The sequence below is a fragment of the Azospirillum palustre genome, assembly GCF_002573965.1.
GTDB classification, from domain to species: Bacteria; Pseudomonadota; Alphaproteobacteria; order Azospirillales; family Azospirillaceae; genus Azospirillum; species Azospirillum palustre.
The window spans coordinates 1,655,626-1,676,188 of record NZ_PDKW01000043.1; the positions used below are offsets into that span (position 1 = coordinate 1,655,626).

Sequence of the window (20,563 nt, forward strand, 5' to 3'; positions counted from 1 at the left end):
CTCGGTCGCCATATCGATAGCGAGCGCCTATCGACACGTTAGAAAACGTCGATTGGACGCTATCGAAAGACCCTGCCACTGTTGCATTGGCGGCCCTGCCTCTGGCCGTCCCGTTCAGGAGCAACCGGCGTGAAGACCGCATCCCCCACCATCGCCGAGACCGTCACCACCCCCGCCCGCACGCCTGCGGTGGGGCGCCGGTTCTGGACCATGCTCGGCCCCGGCTTCGTGGTGGCGGTCGGCTACATGGATCCGGGCAACTGGGCGACGGACATCGCGGCGGGCTCCAGCTTCGGTTTCGCCCTGCTGTCGGCGGTGCTGATCGCCAGTCTGGCCGGCATCTTCCTGCAGGGGCTGATCGTCCGGCTGACGCTGGCGACCGGCACCGATCTGGCCCGGCTGATCCGCCAGCGCTTCCCGCGGCCGGTGGCGATGCTGGTATGGGCGGTGTCGGAACTGGCGATGATCGCCACCGATCTGGCCGAACTGCTGGGCAGCGCCATCGCGCTGAAGCTGCTGTTCGGCATCCCGATCATGGCCGGGGTGGTGATCTCCGCCGTGCTGACCTTCGGCATCCTGGCCCTGCCCGGCGCCCGCGGCCGTGCGCCCGAACTGGTGGTCGGCGCGCTGATGAGCGTGGTCGTCGTCTGCTTCGCCTGGGAGCTGGCAATCGCCCGCCCCGACCCCGGCGCCCTGCTGGCCGGCCTGATGCCCAGCGTCGAGCTGGCCCGCAATCCGGAGATGCTGTACCTGTCGCTGGGCATCATCGGCGCCACCGTCATGCCGCACAATCTGTTCCTGCATTCCGGTCTGGTGCAGGCGAGGCTGGCCGAGGTGAAGACGGCGGAGGAGCGGCGGCAGGCCGCCCGCTGGCTGACCGTCGACCTGTCGACCGCACTGGCGCTGGCCGGCCTGGTCAACGGCGCCATCCTGGCGGTCGCCGCCGTGGCCTTCCAGGGAGCGGCGGCCGGCGCCTCCCCCGGCATCGAGGACGCCCACGCCCTGTTGGGCAGCAGCATCGGCGGCGTCGCCGCCCTGGTCTTCGCCATCGCCCTGCTGGCCGCCGGCCAAAGCTCCACCACCACCGGCACGATGGCCGGGCAGATGGTGACGGAAGGCTTCCTGAACCTGCGGCTGCGTCCGGTCACCCGTGCGCTGATCACCCGCGGCGCCTCGCTGATCCCGGCGCTGGCGGTGCTGGGCAGCGCCGGCGATGGCGCGGTGGACGGGCTGCTGGTGCTGAGCCAGGTGGTGCTGGCCCTGACCCTGCCCTTCATCCTGATCCCGATGCTGTTGCTGCTGCGCAACGACAAGCTGATGGGCGGGCTGGCGATGGCGCCGCTGACGCTGCGGCTGGCGAGCCTGACCGTGCTGGTGCTGACCGGCCTGTCCGGCTGGCTGGCCGGCACCACCGCCATGGTGTGAGCGGAAAGGCACCTCGACCCGGAGCGGGGAATGGTCCATCTTGCGGCCCGTTCCCCGTTTTCTCATCCGGTGCCTTATGGATTCCGCCCTCGAAAAACGTCTCGCCGACCTCGAAAGCCGCCTCGCCCATCACGAGCGCATGGCGGAGGAGATGTCGGACGTCATCTTCGCCCAGGGCCAGACCATCGACCGGCTAACCGCCCAGATGAGGCGCATGCGCGACCGGATGGAGGCGGCGGAATACGCCATCGCCTCCCCGCAGGACGACCGGCCGCCGCCGCATTATTGACGGGTTGGGGGCGCTCCCTCACCCAACCCCCTCGTAGACAACCTCCGTCATCATCCCCGTCGCCATGTGCAGCAGGTTGTGGCAGTGCAGCGGCCAGCGGCCGGGGTTGTCGGCGTCGAAGGCGACGGTGACGCTGGCCATCATCGGCACCAGGACGGTGTCGCGCACCGCCCCCGCCACCGGCCGGCCGTCTATCGCCACCACCTGGAAGTGATGGCCGTGCAGATGCATGGGATGGGCCATCATCGACGCATTCTCGAAGGTCAGCTCCACCCGTTGTCCCTGGCGGACCGTCAGCGGCCGGTGCGCGCCGAAGGTCAGGCCGTCCAGGCTCCAGACATAGGGCGCCATCGAGCCGGTCAGTTGCATCCGCCGCGTCAGGTCGGCCGCACGCTGCGCCAGCGGTGAGACGGCGACCAGCTGCTTTTCCAAAGACAGGTCGAGCGGATCGGTCTGCATCTCCCCGGCCGCCGTGACCTTCTCCACCGCAGCACCGGGGGTGGCGAGGATGATGCCGGTGCGCTGCACCGCCCCCTCGCGCAGGGCCAGGATCGGGAAGGCGCCGCCCTCGGCCGGTAGGGTGAGGCGGATGTCCAGCCGCTGGCCCATGCTCATGGCGAAGCGGCTGCCGGCAACCGGCTGCACCGGGTTGCCGTCGGCGGCGATCACCTGCCCGGTCAGCCGCCCGAGGTCGAGATGGAAGGCGGTCGAGGTGGCGCCGTTGATGATGCGCAGCCGCACCCGCCCGCCCCGCTCCACCCGCACGACCTCGGGGTCGGCGAGTGTGCGGTCGTTGGCGAGGTAGGCGTCGTACTCGACGTCGTTCAGGTCCATCGCCATGCCGCCGGCCATGCCGCTCATGTCATGGCCCGCTTGCCCGTGATCCATCGAGCCGTGGTTCATCGCGCCGTGATTCATGGCGCCATTGCCCATGGAGCCGTGATCCATCTGGCCCTGACCCATCTGGCCATGCCCGCCATGCGCCATTCCGCCGGCCGGCGCGCCCAGGGAGGCCAGCAGCTCCGCCGGGTCGCGGAAGGTGAAGTCGTGCAGCAGGATTGTCACCTCCTGCTCGTCGGCGCGCAGATCCTCGGCGCTCCGGACCACCAGCGGGGCCGCCATCAGCAGCTGTTCCTGCATCCCGTGGTGGGAGTGCATCCAATGGGTGCCGGTGCGCGGCGCGAAGTCGTAACGGACCGACTCGCCGTTGCGGATCGCCGGGCGGTTTTTGTCGATGACACCGTCCTGGACATAGGGCGGCGTCTGGCCGTGCCAGTGGATGACCGCATCCTCGCCCGCCCGGTTGGCGAGATCGACGACGAAGCGCCGGCCGGGATCGAGGGTCAGCCCAGGGGTGCCGTCGGGCTGGCGGATGCCGAACACGCCGGCCGCCTTGCCGTTCACATCGAGCGTGCGGCGGTCGACGGTCAGGCGGACTGCATCTTCCAGCGGAGTGGCGGCAAAGGCGGAACGCGGGAAAGCGGGGAGCAGGGCGGCACAGCCGCCGGCAGCCGCCGCCGACAGCAGGCGGCGGCGCGAAAGCGCGAGAGTCATGACGGACTCCGAAGGAGCGGATGAACAGGGGATGGAGAAAGCGCCGCGGAAACCCGGCGGCGCGCCGGCATCATCCCAGCCGCGGCGGCGGCAGGTCGGGCCGCACCCCCAGCCCCTCGCGCAAAGGCCCGGTCGACCAACCCAAGCGCAGCGCCGACGACCCGGCCGGGGTCGTCAGACCGGCGCCCGGCAAGCCGACGACCAGGGGCGCGCAGGCCATGCCGGCGCAGCAGGGCTGCGTCGCGTGATGCGTTCGGCCCGGCACGGGGCGGCCGTGATCCATTCCGCCCGAGTCGATAGCAAGCGACACGCCATGCGCCGCCACGGCGGCCGGCACGTCATGCGGACAGGAGGCGGCGGCATCCCCCGACCACAGCAGCAGGCCGAGCATCGCGAGAACCAGCGCTCCCGTGACCCCGCTCAGCCTCCGCATCCAGTCGGCGACGCGCATCGGCACCGCACCGCTCCCGCTTGGTGTCAGCCTTTTCAAATAGGCTGTAGGTCGGAGCCGGTCAACCGCCTCCGACCGCCGGACAGGGCCTCTACCGATTCAGTCCTAGGCGTTTTCCCGAGCATGGAACTGCAACACACCGCCCCTATATTGGCCGTCACCCGAAACCAAGAAAACATTCCCGAGATGTCCGCCCCCGCCCGTCCGGCCACCCTCCCGCACACCGCAACCCGCCCGCTGCATTGCACCTGTTGCGGCCGCCCCTTCGTCCGCCCGTCCACGCGGGGGCCGGCACCACTCTATTGCTCGGTGGACTGCCAGAAGCAGATGCGCGTCCGCACGCGGGTGTGGAGCGGGCGCGACGACGCCCCCTTCGGCCTGCGCCGCGCGTCTTAGCTTTTCAGCGAATCTCGAAGGTCGCGCTGTCGCTGCGGCCGTCGGCGTCCAGCACGGTGACCCGCACCACCCCCGGCCCGTCCGGACGCCACACCACGTCGCGCGCAATCGGTGACTGGGCGATGCGGCGCCCGTCGATCAGCCAGGACAGCGGGCGCCGCCCGCCGACGGCGGTCAGGGTCATCGGCTCCCCCTTGCCATCCGGCCCGAGCGCCTCCAGCACCATGTCGCTGACCGGGAAGGTCAGGCGCAGCCGGTCGGTCTGGCGCGGCCCGGCCAGCTCGACCTCCCCCGGCCGCAGATGGCGCAGCAATTCCGGCGGCGCCTCGTTCCTGACTGGGCCGGCGGGACGGCCGCGCTCGGCCGGCAGCCGGTCGAACACCTCGAACAGCAGGGGGGCGGCGGTGTTGCGGCCGTAATGGTCAGGACTGGGCGTGCCGTCCGGCCGCCCGACCCACACGCCGACGGTGTAGCGCCCGGTGACGCCGAAGGCCCAGGCGTCGCGGAAGCCGTAGCTGGTGCCGGTCTTCAGCGCCACCGGTCCGCTGCCGCGCAGTTCCTGCGCCTGCACCACCCCCGGCGGCGGCGGCGAGCCTTCAAGGATGGCGCGGACCTGCTGCGCTGCGGTGGCCGACAGCAGCCGCTGCTCCGCCCCGCCGGGCTCGTCCGATCTGGCGCGCAGCGGCGCCACCAGCCCGTCGCGCGCCAAGCCGCTGTAGAGCGTCGTCATGTCCCACAGGCTGATCGACGCCCCGCCCAGCGCCACCGGCAGCCCCGGCAGCGTCGTGCCGCCCGGCAGCACCAGACGGGCACCGGCCTTGCGCAGGGCTTCGGCGAAGCGCAGCGGCCCGACGCGGTCGAGCACCAGCACCGCCGGCACGTTGAGCGAGCGCTGCAACGCCTCCATCACCGTCAGGTCGCCGGTGAAGCTGCGGTCGAAATTGCGCGGCGCCCAGTCACCGAAGCGGGTGGAGACGTCGGCGATCTGGGTCAGCGGGTGGATGATGCCGTCGTCGAAGCCCAGCCCATAGATGAAGGGCTTCAGCGCCGATCCGGGCGAGCGCACCGCGCGCACCATGTCGATCGGTCCCTGCCGCGTCTCGTCCAGCGCGTTGGGGCTGCCGAGATAGGCCAGCACCGAGCGGTCGCGGTTGTCCACCACCAGCACCGCCAGCCCGGCCTGCGGGTTCAGCGTCTCCGCCGTCCGCCGGCCCAGCGCCTCGACCGCCTGTTGCAGGGTGCAGTCGATGGTGGTGGCGATCTGCGCCCGTCCGGGATTGGCGTTGCGCAGCCGGTCGGCCAGATGCGGAGCCGAGGCCGGCAGGGGCAGGCGGGCCGAGGGCACCGGCAGGGTCTTGGCTTCGGCCACCGCCTTGGGCGGCAGCGTGCCGGATTCGGCCACCCGGTCCAGCACCTTGTCGCGGGCCGCCTGCGCCCGCTCCGGATAGCGGTCGGGGCGCAGGTGGGAAGGCGATTGCGGCAGCGAGACCAGCAGCGCCGCTTCCGCCGCATCCAGCTCGGCCGGCGCCTTGCCCAGCAGCATCAGCGAGGCGGCGCGGATGCCTTCGATGTTGCCGCCATAGGGGGCGAGCGTCAGATACATGCCGAGGATGTCGCGCTTGCCGTAGCGCCATTCCAGCTGGGCCGCCCGCGCCGCCTCGATCAGCTTGGCGGTGAAGGTCCGTGGCCGGGGCTCCAGCAGGCGGGCGACCTGCATGGTGATGGTGGAAGCGCCGGAGACCACCCGCCCCGCCCCCAGATTCTGCCCCGCCGCGCGCAGCACCGCCAGCGGATCGACGCCGGCATGGCTTTCGAAGCGGCGGTCCTCATAGGCCAGCAGCAGCTCGACGAACAGCGGCGAGACATCGTCCACCGTCGCCGGCAGCCGCCACGCGCCGGCCGCATTGGTGAAGACGCGCAGCGGCTGGCCCTTGCGGTCGGTGACCGTCACCGACAGGTCGGCCAGCCGGTCCAGCGGCGGCGGGAACAGCCGGTCGAGCAGCAGCGCCGTCCCGACCAGGGCGGCGACAACCGCCGCCGCAACTCCCGCCCGCCTTACCCAGACGTTACGCACCCAAGCCGGCGCCAATCGTCACTCCGCCGGACGGACGGTGATCCGCCCGGTGGTCTGGCGGGCGAAGAAGCGCGGCTTGTACATGTCCTCAACCGTCGCACCCGGCAGCTCGTAGGTGCCGGGGGTGATGGCGCGGACGACGAAGGCCAGCTTGAAGGTCTGCTGGTCCTCCGTCAGGTCCACCGCAGCGACATAGCGGTCGTCGCGCGCCTCGGTCGTGCGGGTGTAGGTCAGGTCGCCCAACCACGCCATCTCCTCCGGCGTGCCGCCGCCCAGTTTGGCGTTCTCGATCTCCCAGCCGGCGGGCAGCGCATGGGTCACCATGCCCTGGTGGAACAGCTTGGTGTTGGCCTCGCCCTCCAGCACGACGACGAACACGTCGTTCTGCTTGATGGTGTCGAGGTTCAGCACCTCGCCCTTGCGGGTGAAGAAGTTGCGCTTGATGCGCAGCCCCTCGCGCGCCGCCGGCTGCGGCGCCACCGGCACGCCGGACAGCGACACCGCCTGCCACACCGCCGCCTTGCCGGCGTTGGCGACCGGGATGCCGGCCTTCAGCTGGGCCAGCGTCGGGGTCAGATCGACCCGCGCGCCGTCCTTCTTCGCACCGCCCAGCGTCATCTCCGCCTTGGCCGGCGCGCCGCGCAGCAGCGCGTCGGCGGCCAGCACCGACCACGCCTTTTCCTGCGTGTTGGTGCGGTTGGCGGCGGTGGCGGAGGCGGGCAGACGGTCGATCAGCGCCGGGATGCGGGTGCCCGCCATGTTGACCTCGGTCATCAGCGCCACCAGTGCGGCAGAGTCGCGGACGGTGGAGCCGTAATCGACATGCCATTCCTCGCGCGCCAGATGGCCGACCGCGCTGTCGAAGGCGCTGGCCGCCCGCTCCTGGTCGCCCATGCGGGCCAGCGCCGCGCCCAGCTGCCCCTTGGCGAGCGGCGTCGGCAGCTTCTCCAGCGCGGTGTCGTGCAGGTAGCGCGCCGGGCCCGGAAGCGAGACGCCGGCCAGCGCCAGCGTGTGCAGGGCATAGGCGCGCACCGCCAGATCCCCCGGCTCCGACGCGCTGGCGATGGCGCGCTGGCGCAGCCAGTTCAGGGCGTCGGTCAAGGGCTTGTCGGGAACCGCCTCGCCCTTCTGCTTGGCACGGACGAGGAACTCGGCGGCGTAGGCGGTCAGCCAGCCGTCGGCCTCGTCATTGGCCCCCCACAGGCCGAAGGCGCCATCGAAGCGCTGCTTGTCCAGCGTGCGGGAGATCGCCTGCTGGACCCGCGCCTCCAGCCCGTCGTCGGGCTTGCGGTCCTTGCCCAGCGCCAGCTCCACGTCGCGCACCACCAGCAGCGGCAGCGCGCGGCTGACCGTCTGCTCCAGGCAGCCGAACGGGTAGCGGTCGAGCGCCCGCAGGATGCCGGCCACGTCGAAGGGCGGTGCCGTGGTGAAGCTGGCCGACCAGTTGGTGGTTCCCGGCAGATAGGTGGCAAGCTCCGCCCCGTCGAAGCGGACGCTCTCGCCGGGCGCGATCTGGCGGGTGACGAACTGGGTCTCCACCGAACGCGCCGGGCGGACGGTGATGCCATAGTCGTGGTTCAGCGCCAGATTTTCCGGCCCCTTCACCGCGACGGCGACATGGCCGATGCCAGCGGCGACGCCCTTCAGCGGCACCACCAGCGTCTTGCGCTCACCCTTCGCCAGCGGGACGGAGAGGGTGCCACCCTCCACCGCCACCGCGTCCTGGGCGGTGACGGCGACCTCGTAGGTGCCGGCCGCCGCCTCGACATTGTGGAGCGACAGGGTGACTCGGCTGTCGTCGCCGGGGGCGAGGAAGCGCGGCAGGATGGCGTCTGCCACCAGCGGATCGCGCACCGTCACCGGCCCGGCGGCGGAACCGACGCGGCCGCGGCTGTAGACCACCGCCATCAGACGAAGCTCGCCGTTGAAGTCCGGCACGTCGAAGCCGATGCGGGCGGTGCCGTCGGCGCCGACCTTCACCGGCCCATGGAACAGCGAGACCACGGTGAAGGGCACCACCGGCAGCCCGGCGCCGCTCGAATCGCCGCCCTGGCGCATGGCGCCATAGGGGCCGTCGAGCGGGTCGATCAGCCGGCCGTAATCGTCGCGGATGTCCAGCCCCAGCCGGCGCTTGCCGAAATAATGCTTCTCCGGCTGCGGGCTGGTGAAGTCGGTCAGGCGCAGGATGCCTTCGTCCACCGCGGCCAGCGTGACATAGGTGTCCTCGATCTTCCCGCCATCGGCGGCGGCAACCTTCACCCCAACCTCCAGCCGGCTGCGCGGGCGCATCACCTGCGGCGCGTCGAGCGCGACGGTCATGGTGCGCACAGACGGATCGACGCCGACCCAGGCGACGCCCATGGCGCGCACCGGCTGACGCTCGCGGCCCTTGACCGGCGGGCGGTAGGCGGTGGCGGTAACATAGGCGCCCGGACCCCAGGCGGCATCGACCGGGATCTCCACCGTCGCCCCTTCGGCCGGAACCGAAATGGTGCGCACGTCGAAGATGCGGTCGGTCGCCACCGTCACCAGCAGCTCGCCGGCGAAGGGCGGCGCCACGCGGATGCGGGCGGTCTCACCCGGCTTGTAGGACTGCTTGTCGGTGGAGACCTCCAGCTTGTCCGGGATGTCGGCGGTCTCGTCGCCGCTCGCCCAGCCGGAATAGAAGCGGTAGGAGCTGGCAACGCCCGCCGCCTTGTCCGTCACCTCCAGCCGGTAGCGGCCGAAGTCGCGCTTGCCGAGCGCCACCAGCGCCGGCTTGTCGGCGGCGACATCGACGCTGCCCGAGGCCAGCGGGATGTCGCGCACCGTCGCGTTGTAGCTGTAGCGGCCATCGCGGCGGAACCAGACGAAGGACACCCGTTCCTCGACCAGTTCCCATTTGATGCCGGGCTTGGCGACGGCGCTGCCGTCCGGCGCCACGGCGACGAGGTCGAAGGCAGCCTCGCCACCCTCGCCGACACGCCCGTCGGAGAAGCGCGGGCGCAGGCCCAGCGCATGGGTCTTGGGCCGCACCGGCACGCTGACCGACTTGTGGACCGGGCGTCCGCCCGGCTCGGACAGGGTGACGCGGATGTCGGCGCGCAGCGGCTTGCTGGTGTCCGGCACCTCCGGCAGGGTCACGGCGATGTGCGACACGCCCTGCTCGTCGGTGGTCGGGAATTCCAGCGGGTCGAGCCGCTCGGTCGGATTGTCCTGCACGCGGCCGAAGCGATAGTCCTTGAAGGCCGGATAGGGCATCGGGTCGGTCTTCAGCGCCACCTCGGCGGTGCCGTCCAGCCCGGCGGCCGGCGGGCCGTAGAGGAAGCGGCCCTGCGCCGTCACCTCGAAGGGCTGGCCCGGCACCAGGATCGGCGCGCTGGCCGTCACGTCGAGCGCCAGCTTGATCGGCACGAAATCCTCGACCTGGAAGGAGCCGCGGCCGATCGGCTCGCCCTTCGGGTCGCTGTAGACCTGCACCTCCCAGCCGCCGAGCGGCGCGGTGCGGGTCAGGGTCAGCGGCAGGAAGAAGCCGCCGGCCTCCTGGCCTTTCAGCGCGCCGCTGTAATATTCGGTGCCGCTGGGACGCAGGACCTTCACCGTCAGCGGGAAATTGTCGACCGCCTCGGTCTTGTCGTCGCGCAGCAGGATCGACAGGTTCACCGTCTCGCCCTGGCGGTAGACGCCGCGGTCGGCATAGACGAAGGCGTCCATCGGCCCCGGCGCCGGACGCCCGCCGACCCCACGGTCGCTGAGGTCGAAGGCGGCGCCGGTCAGATCCTGCATGGCGAAATCGGTGCCGAGATAGGCCATCGCCATCTCGGGCGCGTTGCCGCCGGTCTTCAACAGGCCGGGGGCGAAGCGGGCGCGGCCGAACTCGTCGGTCTTGACGCGGGCCAGTTCGGTGTTGTTGCGGGCGACCAGGGCGACATCCACCCCCGGCAGCGGCTTGGCCGTGCCGAAGGAGCGGGCGAAGACGGTCACCCCGTCGGCGCCGCGGAAGCTGGTCAGGCCGATGTCGGACAGCAGCACCCACTGGGTCGCCAGCGCATCCCAGCGGTCGGACTCCTCCACGTCGTGCGGGCGGGCGGTGACGACATAGAGGCCGGCCTTGGGATCGTCGCCGACAGCCTGGCGGAACGGGATCGCCGCGGTGGTGTCGCGGTTGCGCTCCCCCTTAACCTCCAGCGAGCCGGACCACACCAGCTCGCCGTTTTCCTGGGCCAGCCGGTCGGCGGAGTAGCTGGTCAGCTCGTTGAAGATGTTGCCTTCATACTTGTTGGACACCAGGGCGCGTTCGGCGATGCGGTAGACCGACACGTCGAGCCGGTCGGTGTTGACGCTGACCACCGGGATGCCGTCGGCGCCCTTGCGCGGCAGGATATAGGCCGAGCCGCGGAAGGCCGCCATCGACGGCCGGTCGGGCACGCGCACGCGCTGGGTCTCGTCGGCCTTCAGGTTCACGCCGTCCTCGCCGGGCAGCCCCTGGCGCAGGGTGACGGTGTAGCCGGAGCCATGGGTGACGCCGCGCAGGCACAGGCTGTTGTCCCGCGTCTCGATGGCGGTCTTGGTCGCCGGCTCCACCCGGACATAGTCGTCGAAGCGCACGCCCTGCCTGCTGCTCAGCCGGTCGCTGAACTGGAAGCAGACGCGCGGGCTGCTGCCCTCCGCATTGACGGTGACGCCGGTCATCACCAGCCCGGCCTTGCGGCGGAGTGCTGTGATGCGCTCCTCCAGCTTCGGCGCCTGGGTGTCGAGGGTCGCGGCCTCCATCTTCGGCGCGATCTCCTGGATCGACCGCAGCGCCTTGACCGCCTCGTCCGGCTTGCCGAAGGCCTCGTCCATCAGGGTGGCGATGCGCCAGAGGATGGCGACCCGCTCCTCGTCCTTCGGGTTGAACTGGCCGGCCATCACGGCGCTTTGCAGCGCGCGGTCCCGGTTGGGCGGGGTGGCTGCCTGCCAGGCGGCGCTCAGCTCCAGCCAGACCGACGGCGAGCCGCCGCCCTGGGTGATCGTCTTCTCATAGGCCTGGATGGCACCGGCGATGTCCTTGCGGTCGCGGGCGGCGCGCGCCTGCTTCAGCAGATCGGCGATCACCTGCGGCTTCGGCTGCGGCGGCGATTTCAGCAGCAGCCCGTTGGCATAGGCGGAAGCGTCGGAAAGGGCGCCGGGCGGCGTATAGTCGGCGCGGACCGGGCCGGCCGTCATCGCCATCACCACCAGAACCCAAAGCAGCGTCAACAGCCGTGCCATCATGTCGCCTTACAACCGGAAGCGGGATCGCCCGGTTATAGCGCCGATAACCTGGGCATGGCGATATGGCGAACCGCCGATGTACCGTTCGGCTGTATGGTTACCACCACGCTTGTCGAGCACGCCACTTCCACCGGCACTTGTCGGCTGGCCGAGGATCGGATAACGGTCGAAGGCTTTCGGGCTGTAGGACGAACGGAAACCGATGCTGGCTCAGTGCCGCAGGCTGCAGGAACGGTGGGGGCTGGCGCTTGCACTCGCGCTCGGCCTCAGCCTGTTCGTTCGCCTTGCCGCACCCTATGCCGGCGCCGCCGACCGCGACGGCTATGTCGCGATCTGCACCGGCAGCGAGCTGGTCTATCTGCCGGCGGACCATGACGGGCTGCCGCTGCCGGATGGCGGGCAGAGCGAGAAGCCCGACCTGCCGCCGCTCCATCTGCCCTGCAGCTGGCTCGGACAGTTCCTCGTCCTGCTGCCGGCGGTGCAGATGCTGGTCCTGCCGGCGCTGCCGCTGCTGCCGGCGGAGATGCCGGAGCCCGGTCAGCCGCACCGCCCGAAGCCGCTCAAGCCCTTCCAGTCGCAAGCCCCGCCATCCGGCCGTCATCCGACGCACTGACCCGCCCGCCTGCCGGGCGAACCCGCATCGCGACGACCGACTGGACCAATCATGACGCAAACTCTGCAAGGCGGAGCCATCGGCTCTGCCCTTTACCGTGCGCTGTGGCGCTGGCACTTCTTCGCCGGGCTGATCTGCGCCCCCATCGTCATCCTGCTCTGCGTGACCGGCGCCCTCTATCTGTTCAAGGACGAGATCAACGACGGGCTGCACCGCGACCTGCGCCGCGTGGCACCGCAGGCGACGGAGCGGCTGGCTCCCTCCGCCCTGGTCGCCAGGGCGCTGGAGGCCCATCCCGGCACGCTCAAGGGGTATGGCGCGCCCGCAGCGCCCGACCGCCCGGCCGAAGTGAAGATCCTCGGTGCCGACGGGATGAAGGACGTCGTCTATGTCGATCCCTACAGCGGCCGCGTGCTGGGCAGCCTGTGGGACGGCGGCTTTGCCGGATCGCCGACCATGTATGTCGTGCGCAAGCTGCACAGCCTGCAATATGCCGGCTGGTTCGCGGAGCGCATCGTCGAGGGGGTGGCCGGCTGGATGGTGCTGATGACCGCGTCGGGCCTCTATCTCTGGTGGCCGCGCGGTCAGCAGAAAGGCGGTGTCGTCACCGTGCGCGGAGGGCCGGGCAAGCGCGTGTTCTGGCGCGACCTGCATGCCGTCACCGGACTCTTCGTCAGTGTCTTCATCGTCTTCCTGGCGATGACCGGGCTGCCCTGGTCGGGCTATTGGGGCAAGCAGTTCTACGCCGCTGCCTATGCGGTCGGCATGGGCATGCCCGACGGTTATTGGGACAAATACCCGGTCTCGACCGTCCCGCTGAAGGACACCATCGACCGTGCCCCCTGGATCGTGGAGAACCAGCCGGTGCCGCTGTCCACGGCGGCGGCCGGGGTTCCCGCCAAGCTGGACGACGTGGTGCGGACGGTCGAGGCGTTGGGCATGGCGCCGGGCTATGCAATCGCCATCCCGGGCAAGCCGGACGGCGTCTTCACCGCCTCCGTCTATCCCGACGACGTCAGCCTGGAACGGGTAGTCCATCTCGACCAGTACAGCGGCACGGTGCTGTTCGACATGCAGCTGAAGGATCTGGGCCTGTTCGGCCGGCTGGCGGAATGGGGGGTCGGCATCCACATGGGCCAGGCCTTCGGGCTGGCGAACCAGCTGGTGCTGCTCGCGGCCCTGGTGGCGATGGTGGGGCTGACGGTGTCCGGCGTCGTGATGTGGTGGAAGCGCCGGCCGGCCGGCAGCCTGGGCGCGCCGCGCCTGCCGGCGGGCCGGACCGTGCCGAAGGGACTGATCCTGATCGCGGTTGCCGGCGGCCTGTTCTTCCCGATGGTGGGTATTTCGATGCTCGCCTTCGCCGCCATCGAATTGGCCGGTTATGGGACCCGCGCCCTGCGGACGGCCTGAGACCTGTTCGTCAGTTGGAAGCCGGCGCCTGCCCGGCTTCCAGCACGCTGCGCACGAACGCCCGTTCGGCGATGCTGCGGTAGCGGTCGCGGTGCCGCAGCAGATGGAAGGGCCGGGCCGGCAGGTCCAGCCCATCCAGCGCGACGATCCGCCCCGCCGCCAGATCCTCGGCGACGATCAGGTCGGACAGCACGCTCGCCCCGACGCCGGCAAGCAGCGCCGCCCGGATCACCCCGCCGCCGGGCAAGGTCATCGCCACATCGAGCGCGTCGGGGGCCAGCCCCACCCCGCGCATCGCCGCCTCGAACAGCGCGCGGGTGCCGGAACCGGGTTCGCGCTGGATCCAGCGCCCGGCGGCCATCTCCTCGCGCCCGACCCGCCCCAGCCCGGCCCAGGGGTGGCCGGCGCCGACCACCAGCCGCAGCCGGTCGCCCTCGATGGGTTCGCTGACCAGCGCCGACTCGGCCACCGCCCCTTCGACGATGCCGAGTTCGGCGCGGCCATCGCGCACCGCCTCGGCCACCTGTTCGGTGTTGCCGATGGACAGATCCACGCGGATGCCGGGATAGGCGGCGGCGAAGCGCAGCAGCCTTGGCGCCAACCAATGGTTGCCGACGGTCTGGCTCGCCGCCAGCCGCAACGCGCCGCGCGACAGGCCGGACAGCTCGGCCAGCATCGTGCCGGCCTCCTCGACCTTCGCCAGGATGGCGCGGGCCTGGGCGTGCAGCAGGTCGCCGGCCGCGGTCAGCTCGACCCGGCGGCCGATGCGGTCGAACAGGCGCAGGCCATGCTCCGCCTCCAGCGCGGCGATGGCGGCGCTGACCGCCGGCTGGGACAGGTGCAGAACCTCCGCCGCACGGGTGAAGTGCAGCATCTCCGCCACCGTGGCGAAGATGCGCAGCTGCTCCAGCGTCACGCGAACAGGCCGGTGAAGGGCAGGAAATCGACCAGATCGCCGGGCCGCACCGCCGTGGCCTCCGCCGGCATGTCGACCAGCCCGTCGGCCTCGACCATCGAGGTCAGCACGCCGGAGCTGTTGCTGGGGAACTTCACGGCGACCGGGCGGCCGTCGGCGCCGCGCTCCAGCCGGGCGCGCAGGAACTCGCGGCGGCCGGGCTTCTTGGTGAAGGTGAAGTCGGCGACCACCAGGCTGCGCGGCGTGGCGATGCCGCTGGCGCCCGACAGGCGCAGGACCAGCGGCCGGCCGACCAGCAGGAAGGTCACCATCGCCGACACCGGATTGCCGGGCAGCCCGAGGAAGGGCGTGTCGCCGACCCGGCCGAGCGCCAGCGGCTTGCCCGGCTTGATCGCCAGCGTCCACAGGTCGATCCCGCCCAGCGCATTGACCGCCGCCTTGACATGATCCTCCTCGCCGACCGACACGCCGCCGCTGGTGACGATCAGGTCGGCGGTGCCGGCGGCCTCGGCCAGTGCCGTGCGGGTGGCGTCCGGCCGGTCGGGCAGGATGCCGAGGTCGCGCACCTCCACCCCCAGCGCATCGAGCTGTGCCGCCAGCGTGTAGCGGTTGGCGTCATAGATGGCATGGTCGGGCTTCGGCGTCCCCGGCTCGCGCAACTCGTCGCCGGTGGAGAACAGCACGACGGTCAGCCGCTTGCGCACCGTCAGGGCGGAGCGGCCGACCGCGGCGGCGAGCCCGACCTCCTGCGCGCGCAGGCGCTGGCCGGGTTGCAGCACCACCGCACCGGCGGTCATGTCCTCGCCCGCCAGCCGGATGTTGGAGCCGCGCTTCAGCGAGGCCGGGACCAGCACGGCGTCGCCGTCGGTCCGGCAATCCTCCTGCATCGCCACGGTGTCGACCCCGGCCGGGACCGGCGCGCCGGTGAAGATGCGCACCGCCTGCCCCGCCGCGACCGTGCCGTCGAATTTCGATCCGGCCGGAACCCGCCCGACGACGTCCAGCCGCCGGAAGCCCTCCCCCGCCTCGGCGGGAAAGGCCCAGCCGTCCATGGCCGAGACGTCGGCCGGCGGCACGTTGACCGGCGCCACCACCTCTTCCGCCAGAACGCGGCCGAGCGCGCGGCGCAGCGGCACCTCCTCCGTCCCGGTCACCGCGCCATAGCCCCGTGCTACGCGGGCGACCGCCTCGTCCAGCGACAGGGGTATGGGGCCGTGTGCGGAGCAATCGTCCATGATCTCGATGTCCTTGAAGAAGAGGCCGGTGTGAATGGGCCGGGATGAGGAGCGCCGGTCGAGTGGCGGTCAGGCCGGCGCCTTTCCTATCGCCAACTGCAACCCCTGCCTTTGATCGGCGTCAAGGCTCTGTTTGGATATTCCTGTATTGCGGCGCCTCAGGCGGTCTCCGCCCGCAGCCAGTCGAGATAGGCCGGGTTGCCGCGCCCGACCGCCAGTTCGACGACGCAGGGCGTGTCATAGCCGTGCAGCTCGCGCACCCGCGCCGTCAGGCGGTCGAACAGCGAGGATCGGGTCTTGGCGATCAGCACCGCTTCGTCGGCCTGCTCCACCGCGCCGTTCCAGCGATAGACGGAGGTCATGCCGTCCAGCACGTTGGCACAGGCGGCCAGCCGCTCCTCCACCAGGCTGCGGCCGATGCGCAGGGCCTCCTCCTTCGAGCCGGCGGTGATGTAGGCGAAGACGAGGCCCTCCCCATCGGGATCGGGGCTGGTTTCCGGGCTGTTCTCCGGCATGGGGAAGGCTCCCTCCTTTTCGATGCACCTGTCCCGCGCTTTCGCGTAGGATGCCCGCACTTTGCCACAGCCCCCGCCGGGGCCGGCGACTTTCCTGTCCGTTCCCGTATCCGCAAGAGCAGCCCGTCCCATGGCAAAGCCCCGCCGTTCCCCGTCCCGCAGCACCCCGTCCGACGTTCAGGGGGCATGGCTGCGCCGCGGTCTGGACCAGCCGGGCGGCAAGCTGCCGCTGTTCGACGAGCGCGGGCAGCGCGTGAAGAAGCCGACGGTGGAGGCCTGCCTGAAGGCGGGATGGGCGGAGCGCTGGTTCGACAATCCGCTGAAGCCGGACTGGCTGGTCTGCCGCCTGACGGAGGCCGGCCGCACCGCGCTGGGCGGGCATGACCACGGCGATGCCGCCCCGGCCGACGAGGCGGAGGCCGATGTGCGGCAGGGTGCGCTGATTTAAGGCGCTGCGTGAGCGGAGCTACTGCGCGGCCTGCGCGATGCCGTTCACGCGCTTGATCCGCAGCTGGCGGTCGACCTCGGCCTGGAGCTGGCGCGGGGTCACCGGCTTGTGCAGGATCGCCACGCCATGGGCCGAGGCGTCGGCCAGCGTGTCGGCGCCGGTCTCCCCGGTCAGGATCAGGGCCGGGACCTCGGCGCCGTAGCGGGCGCGCACCCGGCGGATCACCTCGGTGCCGACCCGCCCCTCGCGCAGCCGGTAATCGGCGATGACGATGTCCGGCACCCGTCCCAGCGACTCCAGCCGGTCCATCGCCCGGTCGGCGCTGTCTGCGGCGACGACGCGGAACCCCCATTCGGTCAGCACCGTCTGCAAGCCGAGCAGCACCACCGCGTCGTCATCGACCACCACGGCAAGGCGCGGGCGGTCGATGGACGGCGGCCGCTCCGGCCCCCCTGCCCGGCCGGCGAGGAAGCGGGCCGGCGCCAGCGGCACCAGGACGCGGAAGGCGGAGCCCTGCCCATGCACCGAACGGACCTCGACCGGATGGTCGAGCAGCTGCGACAGCCGCCGCACGATGGCCAGCCCGAGCCCGAGCCCGCGCAGCCGGTCGCGCTCCGGATTGCCGACCTGATGGAATTCCTCGAAGATGCGGTCGAGATGTTCGGGCGGGATGCCGATGCCGGTGTCCTGCACCTCGATGGCCAGCCGGTCGCCGTCCGGCCCGGCGTCGATGCGGCAGCGGATGCGGATCGCCCCGGCCTCGGTGTAGCGCAGCGCATTGTCGACCAGATTGCGCAGCAGCTGCATCAACAGCCCGCGGTCGCTGCGCAGGACCGCCTCGCAGCTCTCCACCCGCCAGACCAGCCCCTTGGCGGTCGCCTGCTCGCCATAGGCGGCGTCGAGCGCGTCCGTCAGTTCGCCGATGTCGAAGGTGTCGAGAACCGGCGTCACCACCCCCGCCTCCAGGCGCGACACCTCCAGCAGCCCGTCCAGCAGGCCCTTCATGGTGTCGAGCCCCTGGTCGAGCCGGGACAGCAGGTCGCGGCCGCTGTGGTCGCCGACATGCCGGGCAAGGGCTGCGGACAGGAAAAACAAAGCCTGGAGCGGCTGGCGGAGGTCGTGGCTGGCGGCGGCCAGGAACTTCGACTTGGCGAGATTGGCGCGCTCGGCTTCCTCCCGGGCGGCATCGCGCTCCGCTTCCAGCGACTGAAGGCGATGAATGAGACTCATGCTTCGACCACGGCTCTCAACGGAGGATGATGGGGTTCCCGAAGGCGCCCCGTTTCCATTTTCGAACAGAACCGGGGGTAATGTTAAAATGCATTAACCATAATCATGCTGCAGCGCGCAACCCTTCCCAGGCATATGCGTCGCATGGGCAGGGTCCATGAAGAAAAGGTTAATGCTGGTTCATATGCGAAAGCCCCGGCATTTTCCGGGGCTTTCCGCATTCGGGACTCGATTGGCCGCCTCGCGCCAGACGCTGGGGGCAAACCTTTCGATATCCGCTCTTTCCGACAATCGAGACCGCGTCGGACGCCGCCTCAGACGCTGCGGCGGACGGCCATATGGATTTCGCCGCGGGTCAGTCCGATATCGGACAGTTCGGCGTCGGACATGTGGTTCAGCTCACTTTCAGCACGGTAAAGTTCAATCCGTTCGTGGAACCAATGAACGACACGCTGGAAGAGGGTGATTTCCTTTGTTCCGGCCGCAAACAATTCACCGGACGAAGACTGCATCGAAGAGTAGGCCATGTTGATCTCCTGCGCTTGGCGCTGATTACATGGCCCTATTTTGCCTCTCGCATCCGCGAAATCAACGGACAACCCTCTGCGGTACTGCGGCGGCAGACCTGCGCGGATTCGATGGGCTGGAAATGCCTGCGGACCGCACGCTTCGCCACGCCTCGATCAGGCGCTACCTCCGGCGAACCGCGGAACTCTTTTCTCGTAAACTTCCAGCCCGATGGAAGTTTTCAGAATTTAAGGATATTATGTGAAAGTTATTTCTACTTTAAAGGAATATCAAAATGTCGGTTATTCGCAATAAGAAACCTGTGAGTGTATTTATCGCCGGCATGCTTGCCCTTCCCCTCCTGGCAACCTCGGTTGCGGGATCGGCCTGGGCGGCCTCGCCCAAGCCGGCAACGCCCAATCCCCAACCGCCGGCCGCACCCGCCTGCACGTCGTCCGACCCGACGACGGTCTGGACCGACAGCACGAAATCGACCGCGGCCCTCTGCGGCAGCCAGGGGACGGGGGGCGTCGCCTCCTATCTCGGCATTCCCTATGTGGCGAACCAACCGGTGCCGCCGAACCGCTGGATGCCCAGCGCGCCGGCAAACTGGCCGCCCGCGCCCGCCATGCAGGCGGTGAACGTGCAGAACCAATGCATCCAGAAGCTGCCGGCCTGGAACAATCAGCCGCCGGCGACCGGTGAGGACTGCCTGTATCTGAATGTCTGGGCGCCTGCGGCCTCGCTGAACAACCCTGCGGCCAAGCTGCCGGTGATGGTCTTCATCCACGGCGGCGCCTTCGTCCTCGGTTCGGGCGGTTCGCCAATCTATAATGGCTCGGCGCTGGCACAGAACGGCGTCATCGTGGTCACCTTGAACTACCGGCTGGGCGCGCTGGGCTTCATGGCGGCGCAGGTGCCGGCGACCAGCCAGAAGAATGCGCCGACCGTCGACATCAACGGCAATTTCGGCCTCGACGACCAGCGCAACGCCCTGCGCTGGGTGCAGGCCAACATCGCCCGGTTCGGCGGCGACCCGACCCAGGTCACGCTGTTCGGTGAGAGCGCCGGCGCGATGTCCACCGGGCTGCATCTCTTCGCCTCCCCCGCCAGCGCCCCGCTGTTCCAGGCGGCGATCATGGAAAGCAACCCGATCGGGTCGCTGTATCGTCCCCTGGCGGACACCCAGCGCCAGGGCACCAACTTCATCCACTGGCTGTGCACCAAGACGCTCCATCTGCTGAGCTGTCCGGGCAACATGGAGTGGTTGCAGAGCCTGTCATCCGAAACCATCCAGAAGGCGCAGGCCGACTTCCTCAATCTGGGGATCAACAATGGCGGCGGCCCTGCTCCGGCAGGCGGCGCGCTGGCGGACTCGCTGCCCTGGGCGCCAACCATCGACGGCAGCGACGTCATCGCCCAGCCAATCGCCGGCTTCGCCGCCAACATGCCGCAAAAGCCGTTCATGTTCGGCGTCAATGCCAATGAAGGCGCCATCTTCGCCGCAATGATCGCGGCCGGCATCCCCGGCCCGTATCTGCCGGCGGAATACAACAAGATCCTGGCGAAGGCGATTCCCGACACCACCGCGCGGGCGAAGATCGCCGACTATCCGAAAGATTCCAAGCAGAAGCCCTACGTGGCACCGGCCGCCAACCCGCCGACCTATTACGGCCTGGACAAGGTCACCAACGGCACCGCGCAGACGACAAATTTGCTGATCGACGACTTCGCCTTCCACTGTGCCAACCTGTGGACGGCCGGACAGGCTTACAACCAGATCGCCAACGTCAAGGGCAGCGCGGCGATCTACGGCTACCTGTTCGGACAGCAGCCGATCTACGACCTCTACAAGTCGGCGTCGGGTGAACCGGTTCCGGCCTGCGCACCCAGCAACGGCAATGTCTGCCACGCCAACGAGCTGCCCTATGTGTTCAGCACGCTGGGCTTGCTGGTCACCACGCCGCCCCAGGCGGACGTTACCCTGGCGGGCACGATGACCTCCACCTGGGCCAGCTTCGCCAAGAACCCGGCGGCCCCGGCCGGCCTGACCGCCTACACCACAAGCGGCGTGCTCAACGTCTTCGATAGCCGGGCATCGGCAACGACCATGCCGATCTCCGACATGGACAAAGCGAGCCACTGCTCGGCTCTGTGGAACAAGCTGGGCGTTTATCCGGCGGCAGCACAGACGACCGCCAGCAGCAAGCCGTAACCATCAAGCCGTAACCATATAGAGAAGCGTCAAAGAGAAGGGCGCGCGGG

General features: G+C 70.0%; 16 protein-coding genes. 7 read left to right on the forward strand and 9 right to left on the reverse strand.

Features of this window, described 5'->3' with window-relative positions; all coding sequences use genetic code 11:
- The first annotated feature begins 129 nt into the window (after positions 1–129).
- Both CRT60_RS30120 and CRT60_RS30125 read left to right on the forward strand, forming a co-directional pair.
- Positions 130–1,425, forward strand: a complete 1,296-nt coding sequence (locus CRT60_RS30120) for an Nramp family divalent metal transporter (RefSeq protein WP_098740123.1) — start codon at positions 130–132, stop codon at positions 1,423–1,425.
- A gap of 76 nt (positions 1,426–1,501) precedes the next feature.
- On the forward strand, positions 1,502–1,714 hold the full coding sequence (locus CRT60_RS30125; protein WP_098740124.1) for a SlyX family protein: 213 nt from the start codon (positions 1,502–1,504) through the stop codon (positions 1,712–1,714).
- A gap of 18 nt (positions 1,715–1,732) precedes the next feature.
- Here the strand turns inward: CRT60_RS30125 and CRT60_RS30130 are convergent, their stop codons facing one another.
- Positions 1,733–3,268 carry a multicopper oxidase family protein gene (locus CRT60_RS30130; protein ID WP_098740125.1) on the reverse strand — a complete coding sequence of 512 codons (1,536 nt, stop codon included), beginning with the start codon at positions 3,266–3,268 and terminating at the stop codon, positions 1,733–1,735.
- A gap of 70 nt (positions 3,269–3,338) precedes the next feature.
- A complete protein-coding gene (locus tag CRT60_RS30135) occupies positions 3,339–3,719 on the reverse strand; it encodes a hypothetical protein (protein ID WP_098740126.1) in 381 nt (126 codons plus the stop codon).
- A gap of 186 nt (positions 3,720–3,905) precedes the next feature.
- Between CRT60_RS30135 and CRT60_RS30140 the strand changes: the two genes are divergently transcribed.
- Complete coding sequence (locus CRT60_RS30140; protein ID WP_098740127.1) at positions 3,906–4,115, forward strand: hypothetical protein; 210 nt, start codon at positions 3,906–3,908, stop codon at positions 4,113–4,115.
- 4 nt (positions 4,116–4,119) lie between these two features.
- Here the strand turns inward: CRT60_RS30140 and pbpC are convergent, their stop codons facing one another.
- Both pbpC and CRT60_RS30150 read right to left on the reverse strand, forming a co-directional pair.
- Positions 4,120–6,189 carry a penicillin-binding protein 1C gene (pbpC, locus tag CRT60_RS30145; protein WP_098741101.1) on the reverse strand — a complete coding sequence of 690 codons (2,070 nt, stop codon included), beginning with the start codon at positions 6,187–6,189 and terminating at the stop codon, positions 4,120–4,122.
- An 18-nt stretch (positions 6,190–6,207) separates the two neighbouring features.
- The gene (locus CRT60_RS30150) at positions 6,208–11,424 is read right to left on the reverse strand and encodes an alpha-2-macroglobulin family protein (protein ID WP_098740128.1); all 5,217 of its coding nucleotides are present in this window, start codon (positions 11,422–11,424) and stop codon (positions 6,208–6,210) included.
- Positions 11,425–11,626: 202 nt separating this feature from the next.
- Here CRT60_RS30150 and CRT60_RS30155 point away from each other — a divergent pair, with 202 nt between their 5' ends.
- Together CRT60_RS30155 and CRT60_RS30160 are read left to right on the forward strand one after the other, a co-directional pair.
- Positions 11,627–12,037, forward strand: coding sequence for a hypothetical protein (locus tag CRT60_RS30155; RefSeq protein WP_098740129.1), 411 nt, complete (start codon positions 11,627–11,629; stop codon positions 12,035–12,037).
- 51 nt (positions 12,038–12,088) lie between these two features.
- Entirely contained in the window at positions 12,089–13,447 is a 1,359-nt protein-coding gene (locus CRT60_RS30160) for a PepSY-associated TM helix domain-containing protein (protein WP_098740130.1), read from the forward strand.
- A 10-nt stretch (positions 13,448–13,457) separates the two neighbouring features.
- Here the strand turns inward: CRT60_RS30160 and CRT60_RS30165 are convergent, their stop codons facing one another.
- From CRT60_RS30165 to cutA, 3 genes are all read right to left on the reverse strand, one after another.
- Positions 13,458–14,363, reverse strand: a complete 906-nt coding sequence (locus tag CRT60_RS30165; RefSeq protein ID WP_098740131.1) for a LysR family transcriptional regulator — start codon at positions 14,361–14,363, stop codon at positions 13,458–13,460.
- On the reverse strand, positions 14,360–15,598 hold the full coding sequence (locus CRT60_RS30170) for a molybdopterin molybdotransferase MoeA (RefSeq protein WP_098740132.1): 1,239 nt from the start codon (positions 15,596–15,598) through the stop codon (positions 14,360–14,362). Before CRT60_RS30170 ends, CRT60_RS30165 begins: the two co-directional genes overlap by 4 nt.
- 158 nt (positions 15,599–15,756) lie before the next feature.
- A complete protein-coding gene (gene cutA, locus CRT60_RS30175; protein WP_098740133.1) occupies positions 15,757–16,113 on the reverse strand; it encodes a divalent-cation tolerance protein CutA in 357 nt (118 codons plus the stop codon).
- 130 nt (positions 16,114–16,243) lie between these two features.
- Between cutA and CRT60_RS30180 the strand changes: the two genes are divergently transcribed.
- A complete protein-coding gene (locus CRT60_RS30180) occupies positions 16,244–16,561 on the forward strand; it encodes a hypothetical protein (RefSeq protein ID WP_098740134.1) in 318 nt (105 codons plus the stop codon).
- 18 nt (positions 16,562–16,579) lie between these two features.
- Here CRT60_RS30180 and CRT60_RS30185 read toward each other — a convergent pair whose 3' ends face one another.
- Together CRT60_RS30185 and CRT60_RS30190 are read right to left on the reverse strand one after the other, a co-directional pair.
- On the reverse strand, positions 16,580–17,791 hold the full coding sequence (locus tag CRT60_RS30185) for an ATP-binding response regulator (RefSeq protein WP_098740135.1): 1,212 nt from the start codon (positions 17,789–17,791) through the stop codon (positions 16,580–16,582).
- A 314-nt stretch (positions 17,792–18,105) separates the two neighbouring features.
- The gene (locus tag CRT60_RS30190; RefSeq protein ID WP_098740136.1) at positions 18,106–18,318 is read right to left on the reverse strand and encodes a DUF1127 domain-containing protein; all 213 of its coding nucleotides are present in this window, start codon (positions 18,316–18,318) and stop codon (positions 18,106–18,108) included.
- 275 nt (positions 18,319–18,593) lie between these two features.
- On the opposite strand from CRT60_RS30190, the gene CRT60_RS30195 reads away from it, so the two are divergent.
- A complete protein-coding gene (locus CRT60_RS30195) occupies positions 18,594–20,513 on the forward strand; it encodes a carboxylesterase family protein (RefSeq protein WP_143273420.1) in 1,920 nt (639 codons plus the stop codon).
- Positions 20,514–20,563 lie beyond the last annotated feature (50 nt).